The 20,413-nt window shown below is 62.1% G+C and carries 13 protein-coding genes; 10 read left to right on the top strand and 3 right to left on the bottom strand.

Translation table 11 applies throughout. From position 1 onward, the window contains the following. Positions 1-17 precede the first annotated feature (17 nt). The 10 genes from MNR02_RS03205 (at position 18) to MNR02_RS03160 (ending at position 16,494) form a co-directional block, all read left to right on the top strand. Positions 18-2,423: a circularly permuted type 2 ATP-grasp protein gene (locus MNR02_RS03205; RefSeq protein WP_241948060.1), complete on the top strand. Its 2,406-nt coding sequence runs from the start codon at positions 18-20 to the stop codon at positions 2,421-2,423. Positions 2,424-2,445: 22 nt separating this feature from the next. Then, entirely contained in the window at positions 2,446-3,333 is an 888-nt protein-coding gene (locus MNR02_RS03200; RefSeq protein ID WP_241948813.1) for a transglutaminase family protein, read from the top strand. A gap of 140 nt (positions 3,334-3,473) precedes the next feature. Beyond that, complete coding sequence (locus tag MNR02_RS03195) at positions 3,474-4,706, top strand: VWA domain-containing protein (protein ID WP_241601882.1); 1,233 nt, start codon at positions 3,474-3,476, stop codon at positions 4,704-4,706. Between the two features lie 203 nt (positions 4,707-4,909). Next, complete coding sequence (locus MNR02_RS03190) at positions 4,910-7,369, top strand: glycogen/starch/alpha-glucan phosphorylase (RefSeq protein ID WP_241948059.1); 2,460 nt, start codon at positions 4,910-4,912, stop codon at positions 7,367-7,369. Continuing rightward, the gene (glgB, locus tag MNR02_RS03185; RefSeq protein WP_241948058.1) at positions 7,369-9,582 is read left to right on the top strand and encodes a 1,4-alpha-glucan branching protein GlgB; all 2,214 of its coding nucleotides are present in this window, start codon (positions 7,369-7,371) and stop codon (positions 9,580-9,582) included. The genes MNR02_RS03190 and glgB overlap by 1 nt, the downstream gene beginning before the upstream one ends. 22 nt (positions 9,583-9,604) lie before the next feature. Beyond that, on the top strand, positions 9,605-10,867 hold the full coding sequence (glgC, locus tag MNR02_RS03180; RefSeq protein WP_241601875.1) for a glucose-1-phosphate adenylyltransferase: 1,263 nt from the start codon (positions 9,605-9,607) through the stop codon (positions 10,865-10,867). Positions 10,868-10,874: 7 nt separating this feature from the next. After that, positions 10,875-12,323, top strand: coding sequence for a glycogen synthase GlgA (gene glgA, locus MNR02_RS03175; protein WP_241948057.1), 1,449 nt, complete (start codon positions 10,875-10,877; stop codon positions 12,321-12,323). A 13-nt stretch (positions 12,324-12,336) separates the two neighbouring features. Then, on the top strand, positions 12,337-13,968 hold the full coding sequence (locus MNR02_RS03170) for an alpha-D-glucose phosphate-specific phosphoglucomutase (protein ID WP_241948056.1): 1,632 nt from the start codon (positions 12,337-12,339) through the stop codon (positions 13,966-13,968). A gap of 1 nt (position 13,969) precedes the next feature. Further along, a complete protein-coding gene (gene glgX / locus MNR02_RS03165) occupies positions 13,970-15,943 on the top strand; it encodes a glycogen debranching protein GlgX (protein WP_241948055.1) in 1,974 nt (657 codons plus the stop codon). A 62-nt stretch (positions 15,944-16,005) separates the two neighbouring features. Continuing rightward, positions 16,006-16,494 (top strand): MaoC family dehydratase, encoded by a 489-nt coding sequence (locus MNR02_RS03160; protein ID WP_241948054.1) that lies wholly within the window; start codon positions 16,006-16,008, stop codon positions 16,492-16,494. A 31-nt stretch (positions 16,495-16,525) separates the two neighbouring features. On the opposite strand, the gene MNR02_RS03155 is transcribed toward MNR02_RS03160, so the two are convergent. From MNR02_RS03155 to MNR02_RS03145, 3 genes are read right to left on the bottom strand one after another with little or no spacing between them, the layout of a single operon-like run. Further along, positions 16,526-17,074, bottom strand: coding sequence for a sarcosine oxidase subunit gamma (locus tag MNR02_RS03155; RefSeq protein WP_241948053.1), 549 nt, complete (start codon positions 17,072-17,074; stop codon positions 16,526-16,528). Beyond that, on the bottom strand, positions 17,067-20,060 hold the full coding sequence (locus MNR02_RS03150) for a sarcosine oxidase subunit alpha (protein WP_241948052.1): 2,994 nt from the start codon (positions 20,058-20,060) through the stop codon (positions 17,067-17,069). The genes MNR02_RS03155 and MNR02_RS03150 overlap by 8 nt, the downstream gene beginning before the upstream one ends. Beyond that, positions 20,057-20,401, bottom strand: coding sequence for a sarcosine oxidase subunit delta (locus tag MNR02_RS03145; RefSeq protein WP_241601865.1), 345 nt, complete (start codon positions 20,399-20,401; stop codon positions 20,057-20,059). Before MNR02_RS03145 ends, MNR02_RS03150 begins: the two co-directional genes overlap by 4 nt. Positions 20,402-20,413: the final 12 nt, after the last annotated feature.

Raw genomic sequence — 20,413 nt, 5'->3', positions numbered from 1 at the left:
CCTTTAGGAGAATGTAAGTGAAGACCACGAGTGCGCAGGCACAGCCCGAAGCCGGAGCGGCCGAAAAGCCGGTCCGCGGCTATGCGCCACTCCCTGGCGTGGCGGACGAGATGGTCGACACGGACGGCAATGTCCGTCCGGTCTGGCGGCATTTCCTCTCGGCGCTCGAACGGATGGACGAGACGGAGCTTTCCGGCCGCTTCGCCCGCGCCGACCGCTACCTGCGTGATGCCGGTGTCTTTTACCGTGCCTATGGCAAGGAGACGGTCACAGACCGTGCCTGGCCGCTCTCCCACATCCCGGTTCTCATAGACGAGGCCGAATGGGACGACCTCTCGCGAGGGCTGGTCCAGCGCGCCGAACTGCTCGAGGCGGTGGTGGCCGACATCTACGGCAAGAACGAACTCGTCGCGAACGGTCTGCTGCCACCGGCCCTTGTCGCGTCCAACAACGAATTTCTGCGGCCGCTCGTGGGTGTGCAGCCGGCCGGGCAGCACTTCCTGCATTTCGTGTCTTTCGAGATCGGCCGTGGCCCTGACGGCAACTGGTGGGTTCTTTCGGACCGGACCCAGGCCCCGTCCGGTGCAGGCTTTGCCTTGGAAAACCGCGTGGCGACGACACGTGCCTTCTCCGATGTGTATGCCGAAACCCATGCGCACCGGCTCGCCGGCTTCTTCGGCGCCTTCCGCAATGCGCTGCAGGCGGGCAAGCCGGCCGAAGACCGCATCGCCGTCCTGACGCCGGGGCTCGCCAACGAAACCTATTTCGAGCACGCCTATATCGCCCGCTATCTCGGCTTCATGCTGCTGGAGGGAGAGGACCTCACCGTCGTTGGCGGCAAGGTCATGGTGCGCACCGTCGCGGGCCTCAAACCTGTCGGCGTGCTCTGGCGACGCCTCGATGCCGCCTTTGCCGACCCGCTGGAGCTGAACCAGAATTCCCATATCGGTACGCCCGGCATGGTCGAGGCGCTGCGCGCCGGTTCTGTTACCTTCGTCAACGCGCTCGGCGCCGGTATCGTTGAAACACGCGCCTTCCTTTCCTTCCTGCCCAATATCTGTCGGCATCTGCTTGGCGAGGACCAACGCCTTCCCTCCATTGCCACCTGGTGGTGCGGCCAGGAAGACGAGCGCGCCCATGTCGCGGGCCATATCGAGCGCATGATCGTCGGTCCGGCCTATTCGACACGCCCGTTCTTCGATGACAACGAACAGTCCGTGCTCGGTTCTTCACTGCGCGAGACGGCTAGACAATCGATTACGGAGTGGCTGGAAACGGATGGGCCGAGGCTCGTCGGGCAGGAAGCCGTCACGCTCTCCACAACCCCCGCCTTCGTTGACGGCAAGCTTGTGCCGCGGCCGATGTCGCTGCGTGTGTTCGCCGCGCGCACCCGCGACGGCTGGCAGATCATGCCCGGCGGCTTTGCCCGCATCGGTGCCGGCGACAATGTCTCCGCCATCGCCATGCAGGAAGGTGGCTCGGCGGCGGATGTCTGGATCGTCAGCCGCAAACCGGTAGAGCGCACCAGCCTGCTGCCGGCGGAAGAGATGTTCATCCGCAACATGCCCGGCAGCCTGCCGAGCCGCGCGGCCGACAACCTCTTCTGGCTCGGCCGCTATATCGAACGTGCGGAAGGCGCGTTGCGCATCCTGCGTGCGTGGCATGGCCGCTATGCCGAATATGCCGACCCATCCCAGCCGCTGCTGAAGGATGTCACCGATTATCTCGACGCACTCGACATCGACACATCGGAAGCCGTGCCGACAAGCCTCATCCGCAACATCGATAGCGCCGTCTTCTCCGCCAGCAACATCCGTGACCGCTTCTCGCCCGATGGCTGGCTGGCGCTGAACGACCTGTCGAAGACAGCCCGGCGCTTCCATGTCAGCATCGAGCCGGGCGACGACGCCACACGCGCCATGACCGTGCTGTTGCGCAAGCTCGCGGGCTTCGCGGGCCTCGTGCACGAAAACATGTACCGCTTCACCGGTTGGCGCTTCCTGTCCATCGGCCGCTATCTCGAGCGTGGCCTGCACATGACGCGCCTTCTCGGCCACATGTCGGGCGAGGATGCCCCTGACGGGGCGCTCGACATGCTGCTTGAGATCGGCGATAGCGTGATGACCCATCGCCGCCGTTACAACGTTGCCACCGCTCGCCTCACCGTGACCGACCTGCTGGCGCTCGATCCGCTCAATCCCCGCTCGATCCTCTACCAGCTCAACGAGATCAAGAACGAGGTCGAGCAGCTGCCGAACGCCTATGCCAACGGCCAGATGTCGCCGTTCTACCGCGAGGCGATGCGCCTGCATGCCGGTCTTGCCGTAATGACGCCGGAGGCTATGACGGACGCCGTCTACAAGCGCTTCGAGGTGGAGCTCGAAAAGCTGTCCGACATCCTCGCGCAAACCTATCTGAGCTGAGCCGGAGGACGACGCTGTGACCATGCTCTACGACGTCAACCTTCATATCGGCTATCTCTACGACACACCGGTCTCCGGCGGCCGCCATATCGTGCGCGTGCTGCCGCTTTCGCTGGGCCGGCGCCAGCGGCTGGTGGCCGGGACAATCGGCGTGGCGCCGGTGCCCGGCGAGCGCGTCGATCACAGCGACTTCTTCGAAAATCCGATGAGCGCGATCCTGTTTCGCAGCAACCACGAGCGCCTGGACATCCGCATGCAGGCCCGCGTTCATGTCGACGTGCCGCAGGCCGCCGCGGATTTTTCGCCGCGTCTGGACGCCCTGCCGTCGGAGATCGCCGGACACTGGTCACTCGATGCCAACTCGCCGCATCATTACACCGGCTCCAGCCCGCGCCTGAAGGACTGCCCTGACATCACCGACTATGCCCGGGGTATCGTCAATCCTGATATGACGGTCCGCGAGATCGCCGCGGCCATCTGCGCGCGGATTCACAAGGACTTCACCTACGACGCGGAGGCAACGAGCGTGGACACGACCCCGCGCGAGGCCTTCAAGCTGAAACGTGGCGTCTGCCAGGACTTTTCTCATGTGATGATCGTTGCGCTGCGCAGTCTCGGCATACCCGCGGGCTATGTCAGCGGCTTCTTGCGCACCATTCCACCGCCGGGCAAGGAACGCCTTGAGGGCGCGGACGCCATGCATGCCTGGGTGCGCTATTGGTGCGGCCGGGTCAACGGCTGGATGGAACTCGACCCGACCAACGATATTCCCGCCGGCAACGACCATATCGTCGTCGCCTATGGCCGAGATTATTCCGATGTCGTCCCGGTCATCGGCGTTCTCAAGGGCTATGGCGAACACCAGACCACCCAGGCGGTCGACGTGGTTCCCGTGCGCCAGCCGGCCTGAATTCCCGTTTGGGAACAGAACTATGGTCGGAATTGCGGGATGGGCGCAATTTTACGAAAACTATACCACGCCTTCAAACCGTTGAATAAGACTTCGCTGATAGGTTGACCGCACATTAGGGCAATGGCGGGTGGCATCTCATGACGAAGAAGATACAAGGGCCGGCGATCCTCTCGCGGTTGCTGAAGGATCGTCTCGGCAATTTCGCCATGGTGACGGCAGTTACGATACCCGTCATCCTCGCCGCCGGCGGCGTCGCCATCGACATGACCAAGATGGTTCTGGCGAAAGCCGAACTCCAGGATGCATCGGATGCGGCCGCACTCGCGGCGGCATCAGCATTGGCCAACGACAACAAGACGGCCGCCGAAGCCAAGAAGATTGCCGCCGAACTTTTCGCCCTTCAGATGAGCGGCACGTCGGGGATCGTCAAGGAAGGCGACAAGACGCTCGTTGATGACGCGCCAGTCATCGATATCAAGGAAACAGCGATCCAGAACAATGGCAAATCCTACACGGTTGACATTGCCACAAGCTACTCTGTCAAGTTCAGCGTCTTCACACGTCTTTTGGGTCACAGCACGATCAAGCTTGCAGCAGCCAGCACGGCCGAAAGTGTTTCCGCGACGGAATCAAAGAATGCCTTCTCGATGTTCCTCGTGCTGGACCGCTCCGGCTCGATGTCGTTTATTACCACTGAGATCGAGAGCAAAGATAATCCGTGCCAGAATTTCACAAGTTCCAACTGGAACGAACAAACGAACCTAAAAAAGAGCAAGCCTTGCTACGTTCCAAAAATCAATGCTCTTAAAAGAGCGGTTGGAACTCTCGCCACGCAGATGAACAAGGCTGACCCGAATGCTCAATATGTCCGCATGGGCGCTTCCTCTTACAACGATATAATATGGCCGCAGATTTCAGCCCTCGCGTGGGGCACGAAGAGCGTGGTCGATTATGTCAACGCAATACCCAGAATGCCAACGGGAGGAACCGATTCAAGCGACGCCTTCGCCGAAGCCGTTAAAAGGCTCAAGGATGCAAGCGAACTTACGGCGCACCAGACCAAGAATGGCAAGACGCCAAACCGCTATATCGTCTTCATGACCGATGGTGAGAACACGCACTATAGAAAACAGGCTAGCGATACCGAGGCGGATCGGCATACGAAGATCAGTTGCGATGAGGCTCGAACCGCAAATATCGAGGTTTATGCCGTTGCCTTTCTCGCGCCCGCACGCGGTCAGAAGCTCCTGAAGTATTGTGCGACGACCGAGCAGCATTATTTTGCGGCGGAAAATGTAGAATCCCTCGTCAGCGCTTTCAGTGTCATCGGCTCGCAAACCGCCGCCGTCGTCTCTCGTCTGACGAAATAATCAGTCAACGTCTCAAAATACGACCGCTGTGCGTCCATACAGCGGTCTTTTTGTCATTTTCATAGTCCTTTAGCTCCACTTAAAATGCATGCGTCCTTTCTTGAAAACGCATATTGCAAGCGCTTCGGATAGATGCATAAATTGATTTAAACGCGCTTTTCGAAGCACCGAAAACAGAATGACGCGAGGGGCATAGTTCACCGATGATGAACCGGGTTAACAGCAACGACCTCGCTCCGGCGCTCCGCACCTCAAATGTCGAACAACTGGCGATCGAGCTTCTGGAACGCCTGAAATACCGCATCGGCAAGGACCCGAAAGTGGCCAAGCCGCATGACTGGCTGACGGCCGCCATTCTCGTCGCCCGCGACCGCATCACCGACGCCTGGATGGACTCGACCCGCCGCACCTATGCGACGGGCGCCAAGCGCGTCTACTATCTGTCGCTGGAGTTCCTCATCGGCCGCCTCATGCGCGATGCCATGACGAATATCGGCATTATGGAGGAGATGCGCCAGGCGCTCGCCTCGCTCGGCGTCGATATCGATGTCATCGCGGAGCTGGAGCCGGACGCCGCCCTTGGCAACGGCGGCTTGGGGCGTCTGGCTGCCTGCTTCATGGAAAGCATGGCGACGGTGGACGTTCCAGCCTATGGCTACGGCATCCGCTACGTGCACGGCCTTTTCCGCCAGCAGATGGCCGATGGCTGGCAGGTGGAACTGCCCGAGACCTGGCTTGCCCATGGCAACCCCTGGGAATTCGAGCGGCGCGAGAGCTCCTACGAGATCGGCTACGGCGGTGTCGTCGAAACGATCAATATCGGCGAGGCCAAGCAGCGCTTCGTCTGGAAGCCTGCTGAGCGCGTTATCGCCACCGCCTACGATACGCCGGCCGTCGGCTGGCGGGCGAAACGCGTCAACACGCTGCGTCTTTGGGCCGCCAACCCCATCGACCCGATTCTTCTTGAGGCGTTCAACGCCGGCGATCACATCGGCGCACTGAAGGAAAGCAACAAGGCCGAAAGCCTCACGCGTGTTCTCTACCCCGCCGATGCCACACCGGCCGGCCAGGAACTGCGCCTGCGCCAGGAATTCTTCTTCTGTTCGGCGTCGCTGCAGGACATCCTGCGCCGCCATCTCCAGCAGTATCCGGATTTCACATCGCTTCCGGATGCCGTGGCCATCCAGCTCAATGACACGCATCCCGCCGTCTCCGTCGCCGAACTCGTTCGGCTGCTAAGCGATGTACATGGCCTCGATTTCGATACGGCCTGGGATATCTCGCGCCGCACCTTTTCCTACACCAACCACACGCTTCTTCCAGAAGCACTTGAAAGCTGGCCGGTTCCGCTGTTCGAACGTCTGCTGCCGCGCCACATGCAGATCGTCTATGCGATCAACGCGAAGATCCTTCTGCAGGCCCGCAAGGAAAAGGATTTCGAGGACCAGCGGATCCGCAGCATCTCGCTGATCGAGGAATCGGGCGAACGGCGCGTGCGCATGGGCAACCTCGCCTTCGTCGGCTCCCACTCGATCAACGGCGTTTCCGCGCTCCACACGGAACTCATGAAGGAAACCGTCTTTGCGGACCTTCACAAGCTCTACCCCGACCGCATCAACAACAAGACGAACGGTATCACGCCGCGTCGCTGGCTGATGCAGTGCAATCCGGGCCTGTTCAACCTGATCCGCGAGTCGATCGGCGACGCCTTCATGGACGACGCTGAGGCCCTGACAGCACTCGATGCGTTCGCCGACAACAGGGATTTCCAGGAGCGTTTCGCCGCGATCAAGCGCGACAACAAGAACCGCCTTGCCAATCTCGTCGGCAGCCGCATGGGCGTGCGCATCGATCCGACCGCGATGTTCGACATCCAGATCAAGCGCATCCACGAATACAAGCGCCAGCTTCTCAACATCATCGAGGCCGTCGCACTCTACGACCAGATTCGCTCGCATCCCGAACTCGACTGGACGCCCCGCGTCAAGCTCTTCGCCGGCAAGGCGGCGCCGAGCTATCACAACGCCAAGCTCATCATCAAGCTGGCGAACGACGTCGCCCGCGTGATCAACAACGACCCGGCCGTGCGCGGCCTGCTCAAGGTCGTCTTCGTGCCGAACTACAATGTCTCGCTTGCGGAGATCATGGTTCCTGCAGCAGACCTGTCGGAGCAGATCTCCACCGCGGGCATGGAAGCATCGGGCACCGGCAACATGAAGTTCGCGCTGAACGGCGCGCTCACCATCGGGACGCTCGATGGCGCCAATGTCGAAATGCGTGATCATGTCGGCGAAGAAAACATCGTCATCTTCGGCATGACGGCGGAAGAGGTCGCAACGGTTCGGGCCGAGGGACACAATCCGCGCGCCATCATCGAGCAGTCGAAAGAGCTTTCGCAGGCGCTCGCCGCCATCTCCTCCGGCGTCTTTTCCCCCGACGACCGCAATCGTTTCACCGGCCTCGTGGACGGTATCTACAATCACGACTGGTTCATGGTGGCCGCCGACTTCGACGCGTATGCCAAGGCTCAGCGCGAGGTGGACGGCATCTGGAACGATAAAACGTCGTGGTATTCAAAAACAATCCGGAACACAGCGCGCATGGGCTGGTTTTCCTCGGACCGGACCATACGTCAATACGCCAAGGAAATCTGGAGAGCTTGATGACCACACCGCCGAACAAAGGCACGACGGACCAACCGTTAGAGCTTCTGGCGAAGGCGGACATCGATGCAATCCTCGAAAGCCGGCACTGGGATCCGTTCGCAGTTCTCGGCCTTCATGCTTCCGGCGACCATCATATCGCCCGATGCTTTCTGCCTGGCGCGACACAGGTGATTGCCCAGACCTTAGCCGGCAAGGAAGTCGGAACCTTGCAGCAGCTGGATCCGGCCGGCATATTCGCCGGCGAGGTGTCGGTCAAAAAGTTGCAGCCGATCCGCTATCGTGCGCGCAATGAAAGTGGAGAATGGGTCGTCATCGATCCCTACAGCTTCGGTCCGGTTCTCGGGCCTATGGACGATTATTATATCCGCGAAGGCTCGCATCTTCGGCTCTTCGACAAGATGGGCGCCCATCCCATGACGGTGGAGGGTGTCGACGGCTTTCACTTTGCCGTCTGGGCTCCCAATGCCAAGCGCGTTTCCGTCGTCGGCGACTTCAACGCCTGGGACGGTCGCCGGCACATGATGCGCCTGCGACGCGACACCGGTATCTGGGAAATCTTCCTGCCTGAAATCGGACCCGGCCATGCCTACAAATACGAAATCGTCGGGCCGGATGGCGCGCTCGTGCCGCTCAAGGCCGACCCTTTCGCACGTCGTTCCGAACTGCGCCCGGCGAATGCATCCGTCACCACCGGCCAGATCGACCAGAAATGGGAAGACGAGGCGCATCTGAAACATTGGGCCGAGGCTGACGCCCGCCGCCAGCCGATCTCGATCTACGAAGTCCATGCCGGTTCCTGGCAGCGCCAGCACGGCGGCGGCTTCCTCACCTGGGACGAACTGGCCGAGCGGCTCATACCCTACTGCGTCGATATGGGCTTCACCCATATCGAGTTCCTGCCGATCTCCGAGTTCCCCTTCGATCCGTCGTGGGGCTACCAGACCACCGGCCTCTATTCGCCCACCGCGCGCTTCGGCGAGCCGGACGGGTTCGCGCGTTTCGTCAACGGCTGCCACAAGGTGGGCATCGGCGTCATTCTCGACTGGGTGCCGGCGCATTTCCCGACGGACGCACACGGCCTTGGCCGCTTCGACGGCACCGCCCTCTATGAGCATGAAGATCCGCGCCAAGGTTTTCATCCCGACTGGAATACCGCGATCTACAATTTCGGCCGCGCCGAAGTGCTCTCCTACCTCGTCAACAACGCGCTCTACTGGACCGAGAAATTCCACCTCGATGGCCTGCGTGTCGATGCCGTCGCCTCGATGCTCTATCTGGACTATTCCCGCAAGCACGGCGAATGGGTGCCGAACGAGTATGGCGGCAACGAGAACCTCGAGGCCGTGCGGTTCCTCCAGTCGATGAACGCGCGCGTCTATGCCGCTCATCCGGGCGTGCTGACCATTGCCGAGGAATCCACATCCTGGCCGAAGGTTTCCGCACCGGTGCACGACGGTGGCCTCGGATTCGGCTTCAAGTGGAACATGGGTTTCATGCACGACACCCTGCAATATCTGTCGCGCGAGCCTGTTCATCGCAAGTTCCACCACAACGACATGACCTTTGGCCTGCTCTATGCCTTCACGGAAAACTTCGTGCTGCCGCTCAGCCACGACGAGGTCGTACACGGCAAGGGCTCGCTGATTGCCAAGATGCAGGGCGACGACTGGCAGAAATTCGCCAATCTCAGAGCCTATTACGGCTTCATGTGGGGCTATCCGGGCAAGAAGCTCCTGTTCATGGGCCAGGAATTCGCCCAATGGCAGGAATGGAGCGAGGAACGGTCGCTCGACTGGAATCTGCTGGAATATCCGCTGCATGAAGGCATGCGCCGGCTCGTGCGTGACCTCAACGGCACCTATCGCCGCAAGGCTGCGCTGCACGCCCGCGATTGCGAAGGCGACGGCTTCGAATGGCTGATCGCCGACGACCGCGAGAACTCCGTCTTCGCATGGTTGCGCAAGGCGCCGGGCGAAAAGCCGATCGCCATTGTTACGAATTTCACGCCCGTTTACCGCGAGAACTACGGCGTGCCGCTTCCGATGGAGGGACGGTGGCGGGAAATACTGAACACCGATGCCGAAATCTATGGCGGCAGCGGCAAGGGGAATGGTGGCGCCGTCCAGGCAAAAAAACACGGCGATGGAACGATAACAGCCAATATCACGCTGCCGCCGTTGGCGACGCTGATGCTCGAGCTGGATGCATAAAACAAGAATCGGGAGGACACCTATGGAGCAGAAGCGCATTCAACCCCTTGCCCGTGACGCCATGGCCTATGTTCTAGCCGGCGGGCGCGGCAGTCGCCTGAAGGAACTGACGGACCGGCGGGCGAAACCCGCCGTCTATTTCGGCGGCAAGGCGCGCATCATCGATTTCGCGCTGTCCAATGCGCTGAACTCCGGTATCCGCCGCATCGGGGTGGCCACCCAGTACAAGGCGCATTCGCTGATCCGCCATTTGCAGCGTGGCTGGAACTTCTTCCGCCCCGAACGCAACGAAAGCTTCGACATCCTCCCAGCCTCCCAGCGCGTCTCCGAGACGCAATGGTATGAAGGCACCGCTGATGCCGTTTACCAGAACATCGATATCATCGAGGATTACGGCGTCGAATACATGGTCATCCTAGCCGGCGACCATATTTACAAGATGGACTACGAGCTGATGCTTCAGCAGCACGTGGACTCCGGCGCGCAGGTCACCATCGGTTGCCTGGAAGTCCCGCGCATGGAGGCGACCGGATTCGGCGTCATGCATGTGGACGAGAAGGACGAGATCATCGCCTTTGTGGAAAAGCCGGCAGACCCGCCGGGCATTCCGGGCAATCCGGAGATGGCGCTGGCTTCCATGGGCATCTATGTGTTCCACACGAAGTTCCTGATGGACCTGCTGCGCCGCGATGCCGCTGATCCGACCTCCAGCCGCGATTTCGGCAAGGACATCATTCCCTATATCGTGCAGCACGGGAAAGCAGTGGCGCACCGCTTCACCGCATCCTGCGTGCGCTCCGATTTCGAACGCGAGGCCTATTGGCGCGACGTCGGTACGGTCGATGCCTATTGGCAGGCCAATATCGACCTGACCCACATCACGCCGGAACTCGACATTTATGACAGCTCTTGGCCAATCTGGACCTTCGCCGAGATCAAGCCGCCGGCCAAGTTCGTGCATGACGACGAAAACCGCCGTGGCTCGGCGATCTCCTCACTCGTCTCGGGCGACTGCATCATTTCCGGCTCCACGCTGCACCGCAGCCTTCTCTTCACCGGCGTGCGGGCAAATTCCTACTCGCGCCTCGATGGTGCGGTGGTGTTGCCCAATGTGATGATCGGCCGGCACGCGCAGCTTCGGAATGTCGTCATCGATCGCGGCGTCGTCATCCCCGAGGGCCTTGTCGTCGGCGAGGATCCGGAACTCGATGCCAAGCACTTCCGTCGCTCGGAAAACGGAATATGCCTCATCACGCAGAACATGATCGACAAGCTGGAGCTCTAACCCGGACATGAATATCCTTTCGGTGGCATCCGAAGTGTTCCCGCTCATCAAGACGGGAGGCCTGGCCGACGTTGCCGGGGCGCTGCCGCTCGCGCTTGCCGGACATGGAATACGCGTACGTACGCTGATGCCCGGTTATCCTATCGTCATGCAGCGCCTCACCGGACCAAAGGTTGTCGCCACCTTCGACGATCTCCTCGGCGAGCCTGCCCGCATTCTCGCAGTGACGCACGAGGGGCTCGATCTCCTCGTGCTCGACGCACCCGCCTTCTTCGACAGACCGGGCGGCCCCTATACAGACGGCAGTGGCAACGACTTCGTCGACAACTGGCAGCGCTTCGCGGCTCTTTCGTTTGCGGGGGCCGAAGTCGCCCGCGGCCTGTTGCCTGACTGGCGACCGGATATCGTTCAGGCCCATGACTGGCAGGCCGCGATGACCCCGGTCTACATGCGCTACACCGGTCTGCAGCACATCCCAACGATCCTTACCGTGCACAACCTGGCTTTCCAGGGCCAGTTCGGTGCCGATGTCTTCGACAAGCTGCGTCTTCCGCCCCAAGCCTTTGCCGTCGACGGTCTGGAATACTACGGTGATGTCGGTTTTCTGAAAGGCGGTTTGCGCACGGCGTGGTCGATCACGACCGTCAGCCCGACTTACGCCCAGGAGATCATGACGCCGGAATATGGCATGGGCCTCGAAGGGCTGATCAATGCCCGTGCGGCCGACCTTGAGGGCATCGTCAACGGCATCGATACGGCCGTCTGGAACCCGGAAAGCGATACGCATATCGCTCGACCCTATGCGGCGGGCTCGCTCAGGCAGCGCGCCGTCAACCGGCAGGCCGTCGCCGAGCGTTTCAACATCGAGCAGGATGGCGGCCCGATTTTCTGCGTCATCAGCCGCCTAACCTGGCAGAAGGGTATCGACATCATCGCAGATGTCGCCGACTGGATCGTCGAGCAGGGCGGAAAACTAGTGGTGCTGGGCTCTGGCGACCAGGGCCTGGAAGGCGCGCTTCTCGCCGCCGCCTCGCGGCATCGCGGACGCATCGGCATCGTCATCGGCTACAATGAGCCGCTGTCGCATCTCATGCAGGCAGGCGCAGATGCGATCCTCATCCCGTCGCGCTTCGAACCGTGCGGCCTCACCCAGCTCTACGGCCTGCGCTATGGTTGCATTCCCGTCGTCGCTCGTACCGGCGGCCTTGCCGACACCGTTATCGACGCCAACGAGGCGGCCCTCTCCGCCCGTGTCGCGACCGGCTTCCAGTTCACACCCATCAATGCGGATGGCCTTCGCCAGGCGCTGCGCCGCGTCTTCAAGGCCTGGCAGGAGCCGAAGGTCTGGGGCCGCATCCAGAACCAGGGCATGAAGGCGGAGGTTTCCTGGGAAAGCAGCGCCGCCCGCTATGCCGACCTTTTTTCCAGTCTCCTGACGCGAGCCAACCTTTCCTGAAGAGTATCAGCCTATGACCATCAAGACCGTAACGACCGCGCCCTATACCGACCAGAAGCCCGGCACGTCCGGCCTGCGCAAGAAAGTGCCGGTCTTCCAGCAGCAGAACTATGCGGAGAACTTCATCCAGTCGATCTTCGATTCGCTGGAAGGCTTTGAGGGCGAAACGCTGGTGATCGGCGGCGATGGCCGCTACTACAACCGCGAGGTCATCCAGCTCGCCATCAAGATGGCGGCCGCCAATGGCTTCGGCCGCGTTCTCGTCGGTCGCGGCGGTATCCTCTCCACGCCGGCCGCCTCCAACGTCATTCGCAAGAACAAGGCCTTCGGCGGCATCGTGCTCTCCGCCAGCCACAATCCGGGCGGGCCAACCGAAGACTTCGGCATCAAGTACAATATCGGCAATGGCGGCCCGGCACCGGAAAAGATCACCGACGCCATCTTCACCCGCACAAAGACCATCGACAGCTACAAGATCGCAGACGTCGAGGACGTCAATCTCGACCTGGAAGGCACGCACGAAATCGCCGGGATGACGATCAACGTCATCGACCCCGTCGCTGATTACGCGGAGCTGATGGAGCAGCTTTTCGACTTCGAGGCTATTCGTGGCCTTCTCGCGGGTGACTTCCGCATCGTTTTCGACGCCATGAGCGCCGTCACCGGCCCCTATGCAAAGGAAATCCTTGAAAACCGCCTTGGCGCCGCCAAGGGCTCGGTGCTGAACTTCATGCCGCTGCCGGACTTCGGCGGTCACCATCCCGATCCCAATCTCGTCCATGCGCGCGCGCTCTATGAAACGATGATGGCCGATGATGCGCCGGATTTCGGCGCCGCCTCCGATGGCGACGGCGACAGAAACCTCATCATCGGCCGGGGCATTTTCGTTACCCCATCCGACAGCCTTGCCCTCCTGGCAGCCAATGCCCACCTGGCACCCGGTTACGCACAAGGCCTTGCCGGCATCGCACGCTCGATGCCCACATCGGGCGCCGCAGACCGCGTTGCCGAAAAGCTGGGTATCGGCCTCTACGAAACCCCGACCGGCTGGAAGTTCTTCGGCAACCTGCTCGACGCCGGCCTTGCCACGATCTGCGGCGAGGAAAGTGCGGGCACCGGCTCTAATCACGTGCGCGAGAAGGATGGCCTCTGGGCCGTGCTACTCTGGCTCAACATCCTGGCGGTGCGCAAGGAAAGCGTGTTGGACATCGTCAAGCAGCACTGGGCGAGCTTTGGCCGCAACTACTACTCGCGCCACGACTACGAGGAGGTCGATAGCGAGGCTGCAAACGGCCTGATGGCCAATCTGCGCGACAAGCTCGTGACCCTGCCCGGCAAGCGCTTCGGCGCCCTCACGGTCGAGACTGCAGACGACTTCGCCTATAACGACCCGGTCGACCAGTCCGTCAGCCGGAACCAGGGCATCCGCATCCTGTTCGAAGGCGGCTCGCGCGTCGTCTTCCGCCTCTCCGGCACGGGCACGTCAGGCGCGACGCTGCGGGTTTACATCGAGCGCTATGAGCCCGATGCAGCCCGCCACGGCATGGACACGCAGGAAGCATTGGCCGACCTCATTGCCGTCGCCGACGAGATCGCCGGCATCAAGTCACGGACGGGCCGCCAAGAACCCAGCGTGATCACGTAAGATGGCCCTCACCCCTCCCTCCTTCGCGCCGGGCGCGACGCTCTCCGGGGACGGAGTGGAGTTTTCGGTCTATTCGCGCGATGCCGCGCGTGTCGATCTCTGCCTGTTCGACGCCAGCGGCGACAAGGAACTCGCCCGCCTCGCCATGGGTCGGGACGAGAACGGCTTTCACCGCGTCTTCGTCGAGGGCGCGCAGGAAGGCACACGCTACGGCTTTCGCGCCGACGGCATCTACTCGCCCGATCATGGCCTGTGGTTTGATCCTGCCAAGCTGCTTGTCGATCCCTACGCAAAGGAACTCGACCGCCGCTTCGTGCATGACGCCCGCCTGACGCAGTTCGGCACCGAAACGGCCGATATCGTACCGAAGGCCATCGTCACACACGATCGCCCGGTCGACGTGAAGCCGCCGCTTTTCCGCACCGGCGGCTTCATCTACGAGATTGCGGTTCGCGGCTTTACCATGCTGCATCCCGACATACCGGAGGCCATGCGCGGAACCGTCGGCGCACTCGCCCACCCCTCCGTGATCGCGCACCTCAAACTGCTCGGTGTCGATGCCGTCGAGCTGATGCCGATCACCGCCTGGATCGATGAGCGGCATCTGCCGCCGCTCGGCCTTTCCAACAGCTGGGGCTACAATCCGATCGCGCTGATGGCACTCGATCCGCGTCTGGTGCCCGGCGGGATGCAGGAGCTTGCCGATACGGTCGCCACACTCAGGGCCGAAAATATCGGTGTGATCCTCGACCTCGTCTTCAACCATTCCGGTGAGAGCGACCGCCACGGAACGACGCTCTCCATGCGCGGCCTCGACAACCTAACCTACTATCGCCACGTACCCGATCGGCCGGGCGAACTGATCAACGACACCGGCTGCGGCAATACCATTGCCGGCAAGCATCCCGTCGTGCGGCAGCTCGTGATCGACAGCCTGCGCCATTTCGTGCGTCAGGCCGGGGTCGACGGTTTCCGCTTCGATCTCGCGACCATTCTCGGCCGCGAGGCCGACGGCTTTTCCGCCAATGCGGCCCTGTTGGCCGACATCTGCGCTGACCGTCTGCTGAAGGAGCGCGTGCTGATCGCCGAACCCTGGGATATCGGCCCCGGCGGCTACCAGCTCGGCAACTTTCCCGCTCCCTTTCTCGAATGGAATGACCGTTATCGCGATGACACGAGAATGTTCTGGCGCGGTGACAGCCACAAGCTCGGCGCCTTCGTCACAGCGTTTGCGGGCTCGTCGGACATCTTCTCCCGCCATGGCGGGGATCGCACACGCAGCGTCAACTTCCTTGCCGCCCATGACGGCTTTACGCTCATGGACCTCGTTTCCTACACGCACAAGCACAACGAGGCGAACGGCGAGGACAATCGGGACGGTCACAACGAGAACCATTCCTGGAACAACGGAGCCGAGGGCTCGACGACGGACGGTGTGGTGCTTTCAGCCCGGCGGGCAGACGTTAAGGCGCTGTTGTCCAGCCTCTTCATCTCGCGCGGCACGGTGATGCTGACAGCCGGCGACGAGGGCGGCCGATCCCAGAAAGGGAACAACAACGCCTATTGCCAGGACAATGCACTGACGTGGCTGGACTGGAAGGATCTGGATGACGGCCTGATCGAACACACCGCCATGCTGTCGGGGATCCGCAAGCGTTTTCCGGCGTTGTCCGAGACGACGTTTCTGAACGGAGGCGGCGATGTTGAATGGCTGACCGCTGCCGGCACGCCGATGACCGTGGAGGACTGGGAGCAGCCGGGAGCAGGCACCTTCGTTGCCCTTTTCAAGACACCGGACGCTCAGCAGCAGCGCATCGTGCGCCTCGCGGTCATCGTCAATCGCAGCCATGGTGAACAGCCGCTGGCGCTTCCCTTGCCGGATGGTCGCGAATGGGTCAGCCTGCTCACCGTCGGCCGTCCGCCCAACGGAATGGTGCCTGCACGCACAGTCGAAATTCTTGTCGAAAACCACTGAAATTCATTGCCCGGCCAAAGCGCGTCTCTAGAACGAACGCCAATCGATCAATGGAAAGCCCTATGCCCGCAGATATTCATTTGAAAGATGTGCCCGCACTCGTGGGAAGTGAACTCGGCATTTCGCGCTGGTTCGTCGTCGATCAGACGATGATCGACCGTTTTGCCGGTGCGACCGAGGATCACCAGTTCATTCACACCGATCCCGTCCGAGCGGCGGCCGAGACGCCATTCGGCGGCACCATCGCCCACGGCTTTCTGACCTTGTCGCTGCTCTCGGCCATGAACTTCGATTGCGTGCCGCGCATCATAGAGCAGACGATGGGCATCAACTACGGATTCGACAAGGTCCGCTTCATCACGCCGGTGAAAAGCGGTGCCCGCGTGCGGGGTCGGTTCGTGCTGGACGAGGCGCGCTTCCGCGGCGCCGGCATGGTGACGATCCGCTACGATGTTTCCGTGGAGATCGAGGACGAGCGCAAGCCCGCACTCACCGCCGACTGGATCACCATCATTCAGTTCGATCCGAAGGATCGGCCGGAGGACGTCTAAAAAAATCCCGCCTCAAGGGCGGGATTTTTCATTAGAGACCGGCGTCTTCCGCACCTTCGGCCAGCATGCCGAAGGCGTAGGACGAGAACGAGCGCCAGCACTCGACGCGGTAATCCTCTTCCCCCGTGCGCAGCAGGACGATTTCTATCTTCCCAAGTACGGTGCGCGCGGCAGCACCGACCGGGAAGACCGTGTTGCCGAGATCGAGCGGGCAGGCCGCTGCGATAGCTTCCGCTGCGTTGGGACCGGAAACGATGATCCCCGTGTTGCGGTGGGAGACATCCGTTGCCGAATGCAGCGCCGAAACGCCACCGGCAATGCCCATCAGGTCCGCGCCGCTCTCGTCGATCAATAGCCACTCGTCGGGACCAAGCCAGACTGCGTGACGACCGCCGACCGAGGCGGAGGTCTTGGCACGCTGCGGCAATTCGAGACCGAAGGCCAGCGAAAGCGTGCCGACGGCATCGGCGCCGGCGCGCAGCGAAAGACGGGTTGCGGGTGCGGCAGGCGTGACGCGTGCACTGGCGGAACCACCATGGCTGCGGCCAAGCGGCGGCTTGCGAAGAGCTTGATCAGCCATTGAGGCGTCCTCCTTCCTTGTCGACAAAGACCATGTCGCTGACCTCGACCGCGATGGTGCGGTCCGGCATCGGCACGTAGAGCGTCTGGCCCAGACGGGCCTGGCCACCGGCGACGAGCGCCATGGCGATCGACCGGCCGCAATTCTCCGACCAGTAGGAAGACGTGACATGCCCGAGCATGGTCATGGGCTTGGGCTGGTTCGGATCGGCGACGATTTGTGCGCCCTCCTCCAGCACCACGTTCGGGTCCTTCGTCAGGAGGCCGACCAGTTGCTTGCGGCCTTCCTTGACGAGATCCGGCCGCTTGAGGCCGCGGATGCCGACGAAATCCGTCTTCTTCTTGGAGACGGCCCAGCTAAGGCCGGCGTCGTGCGGGGTGACCGTACCGTCCGTGTCCTGGCCGACGATGATATAGCCCTTTTCGGCGCGCAGAACGTGCATGGTCTCGGTGCCGTAGGCGCAGGCACCGAGCGGCTCGGCCCTTGCCCAGATCGCTTCCCAGACAGCTTGCCCGTAATCGGCGGGAACGTTGACTTCGTAGCCCGCCTCCCCGGTGAAGGACATGCGGAAGAGCCGGGTCGGCACGCCGCAGATCTTGCCTTCGCGCACGCTCATATGCGGGAAAGCCTCGTTCGAAATGTCGATATCTTCGACTAGCGGCTCGAGGATTTCGCGCGCCTTCGGGCCTTGGACTGCAATGACCGCCCACTGTTCCGTGGTGGAGGTCAGCCAGACCTTGAGATGCGGGAATTCCGTCTGGAGATAGTCTTCCATGTGGTGCATGACGCGCGGCGCACCGCCCGTCGTGGTGGTGACATGGAAGCGATCCTGCGACAGGCGGCCCACGACACCGTCATCATAGACGAAGCCGTCTTCGCGCAGCATGATGCCGTAGCGGCAACGGCCGGGCTTCAGCGTATCCCAGGCGTTGGTGTACATGAGGTTCATGAACACTTCTGCGTCGGGCCCGACGACCTCAATCTTGCCGAGCGTCGAAGCATCGAAGAGGCCGGCGGCGTTACGAACCGTGCGGCACTCGCGGTTGACCGCGTCGTGCATCGTCTCGCCCGAACGCGGATAGTACCAGGCGCGCTTCCAGTTGCCGACGTCCTCGAAGACCGCGCCGTGGGCTTCTTCCCATGCATGCATGGGCGTCTTGCGGGCAGGATCGAAAAGTGCGCCGCGCGAATGGCTGATCAGCGCACCGAAGGTGACGGGCGTATAGGGCGCGCGGAAGGTCGTGAGGCCGATCTTCGGGATCTCGCGGTTGAGCACTTCGGACGCGATGGCAAGGCCATGGATGTTGGACAGCTTGCCCTGGTCCGTCGCCATGCCGTTGGTGGTGAAGCGCTTGATGTGCTCGATCGAATGCATGCCTTCGCGCACCGCGAGGCGGATATCCTTGGCACAGACGTCGTTCTGGAAGTCCACGAAGGCCTTGACGGTCGTGTCGGCGCCGGCGCCTTCGGCGCTACCGGCCATGCCGCCAGTCCATTCGAAGGCGTTTTCGCCGCGAAGCTCGACCTTGGCGCCGCCTTCATTGCCGGTGGCGCGTGCCATCAGTTCGCCGGCAGCCAGCGATTCCTCGATGGTTGCCTGAAGACCGTCCGTACCGTTGCACGAACCGACCGAAAGGCAATCCTGCGCATAGGTGCCCGGCAGGAAGCGGCCGGAAGCCGCATCATAGGCCACCTTGCCTCGCGACTGCGAGAAGAGGTGCACGGAGGGCGTCCAGCCGGCGGACATCAGCAGCGCATCGATTGCGATCGACCGCGCCGAGCCGCCGCCGTTGCGAGCGACCGACATGGCGGAAACACGCAGCTTGCCTTTGGTGTCGATAACCGAGTGACCGGTCAGAACCTCGATGCCGAGCCTGCGGGCTTCGGTCAGCACCGCCTCACCAGGCTTCTCGCGGTTGTCGACGATGGCGGCGATGGTGACACCGGCCCGCTTCAGGTCGAAGGCGGCCTCATAGGCAGAATCGCTTGCCGTATAGACGCCGACCTTGCGGCCGACAGCAACGCCGAAATGGTTGAGATAGGTGCGCGCGGCCGAGGCCAGCATGATGCCGGGCCGGTCGTTGTTGGCGAACACCATGTGGCGTTCGATCGAGCCGGTCGCGAGAATGACGCGCTTGGCGCGGACCTGCCACAGGCGCTCGCGCGGCAGCTTCTTGTCCGGCTTGGGGAGATGATCGGTGACGCGCTCGACGAGGCCGACGAAATTGTGGTTGTAGTAGCCGAAGGCCGTCGTGCGCGTCAGAACGGTGACGTTCTCCATCGCCTTCAGCTTCTCGACCGTCGCCTGTGCCCAGTCGTAACCGTTCTGGCCGTCGATCTTCACCGACGTATCATAGTGCAACGCGCCGCCGACTTCCGGCTGCTCGTCCACGAGGATGACGCGGGCGCCGGATTGAGCCGCTGCCAGCGCTGCAGACAGCCCGGCGACGCCGGCGCCGGCAACCAGCACGTCACAATGCGCATAGCGGTTGGCGTAATGGTCGGGATCGTCTTCCGTCGGCGAGACGCCGAGGCCGGCGGCCTTGCGGATGAAGGGCTCGTAGACCCTCTCCCAGGCAGCCTTCGGCCACATGAAGGTCTTGTAGTAGAAGCCGGCTGCGAAGAACGGCGACAGCAGATTGTTCACCCCGCCGATATCGAAGGCGAGCGAGGGCCAGCGGTTCTGCGATTCCACCTTCATGCCATCGAAGACTTCCTGCACCGGCGCGCGCACGTTCGGCTGGCGGCGCGCGGCATCGCGGGAAACGTCGATCAGCGCATTCGGCTCTTCCGGACCGGCCGAAAGAATGCCACGCGGACGGTGATACTTGAACGAACGGCCGACCAGATGCACGCCGTTGGCGAGCAGCGCGGAGGCGACGGTATCGCCTTCAAGCGCCTGATAGGTCTTTCCGTCGAAGGTGAAACGCGCCGTCTTGGCGGGCGTCAGGCGGCCCTGACCGGCAATGCGATTGGCGCCGCTCATTTCGCGGTTCCTTCCGTGGCTTCATAGGTTTCTACTGTCTTTTCGGACGCGGGCGCGGCACCCGGCAGATCCGGCTTCGGCTCACCGGCCTTGTAGCTCATGACGAACTTGTCGCTCACGGTGTCGCGTGCCGCATTGAAGAAGCGGCCGCAACCATGGATGTGGCGCCAGCGTTCGAAGATCAGCCCCTTCGGGTTGTCGCGCAGGAAAAAGTATTCCTGGAACTCCTCGTCGGAAATGTCGGCGATGTTGGTCGGCCGGGCGATGTGCGCGTCGCCACCGTGGCGGAATTCGAGCTCCGAGCGCTCTTCCTCGCAGTAGGGGCAGTAGATCAGCAGCATTGTTTCCTACCT

It is taken from the genome of Shinella sp. H4-D48 (genome assembly GCF_022637395.1).
Classification (GTDB): Bacteria; Pseudomonadota; Alphaproteobacteria; order Rhizobiales; family Rhizobiaceae; genus Shinella; species Shinella sedimenti.
Note: the sequence above shows the minus strand (reverse complement) of the source record. Positions and strands in the feature narration are given on the sequence as shown.

Bases quoted from the DNA above. Each gene is read 5' to 3' on its own strand.
- MNR02_RS03200 (WP_241948813.1), top strand. From the start codon at position 2,446: ATGCTCTACGACGTCAACCTTCATATCGGCTATCTCTACGACACACCG.
- MNR02_RS03195 (WP_241601882.1), top strand. From the start codon at position 3,474: ATGACGAAGAAGATACAAGGGCCGGCGATCCTCTCGCGGTTGCTGAAG.
- MNR02_RS03190 (WP_241948059.1), top strand. From the start codon at position 4,910: ATGATGAACCGGGTTAACAGCAACGACCTCGCTCCGGCGCTCCGCACC.
- glgB (WP_241948058.1), top strand. From the start codon at position 7,369: ATGACCACACCGCCGAACAAAGGCACGACGGACCAACCGTTAGAGCTT.
- glgC (WP_241601875.1), top strand. From the start codon at position 9,605: ATGGAGCAGAAGCGCATTCAACCCCTTGCCCGTGACGCCATGGCCTAT.
- glgA (WP_241948057.1), top strand. From the start codon at position 10,875: ATGAATATCCTTTCGGTGGCATCCGAAGTGTTCCCGCTCATCAAGACG.
- MNR02_RS03170 (WP_241948056.1), top strand. From the start codon at position 12,337: ATGACCATCAAGACCGTAACGACCGCGCCCTATACCGACCAGAAGCCC.
- glgX (WP_241948055.1), top strand. From the start codon at position 13,970: ATGGCCCTCACCCCTCCCTCCTTCGCGCCGGGCGCGACGCTCTCCGGG.
- MNR02_RS03160 (WP_241948054.1), top strand. From the start codon at position 16,006: ATGCCCGCAGATATTCATTTGAAAGATGTGCCCGCACTCGTGGGAAGT.
- MNR02_RS03155 (WP_241948053.1), bottom strand. From the start codon at position 17,074: ATGGCTGATCAAGCTCTTCGCAAGCCGCCGCTTGGCCGCAGCCATGGT.
- MNR02_RS03150 (WP_241948052.1), bottom strand. From the start codon at position 20,060: ATGAGCGGCGCCAATCGCATTGCCGGTCAGGGCCGCCTGACGCCCGCC.
- MNR02_RS03145 (WP_241601865.1), bottom strand. From the start codon at position 20,401: ATGCTGCTGATCTACTGCCCCTACTGCGAGGAAGAGCGCTCGGAGCTC.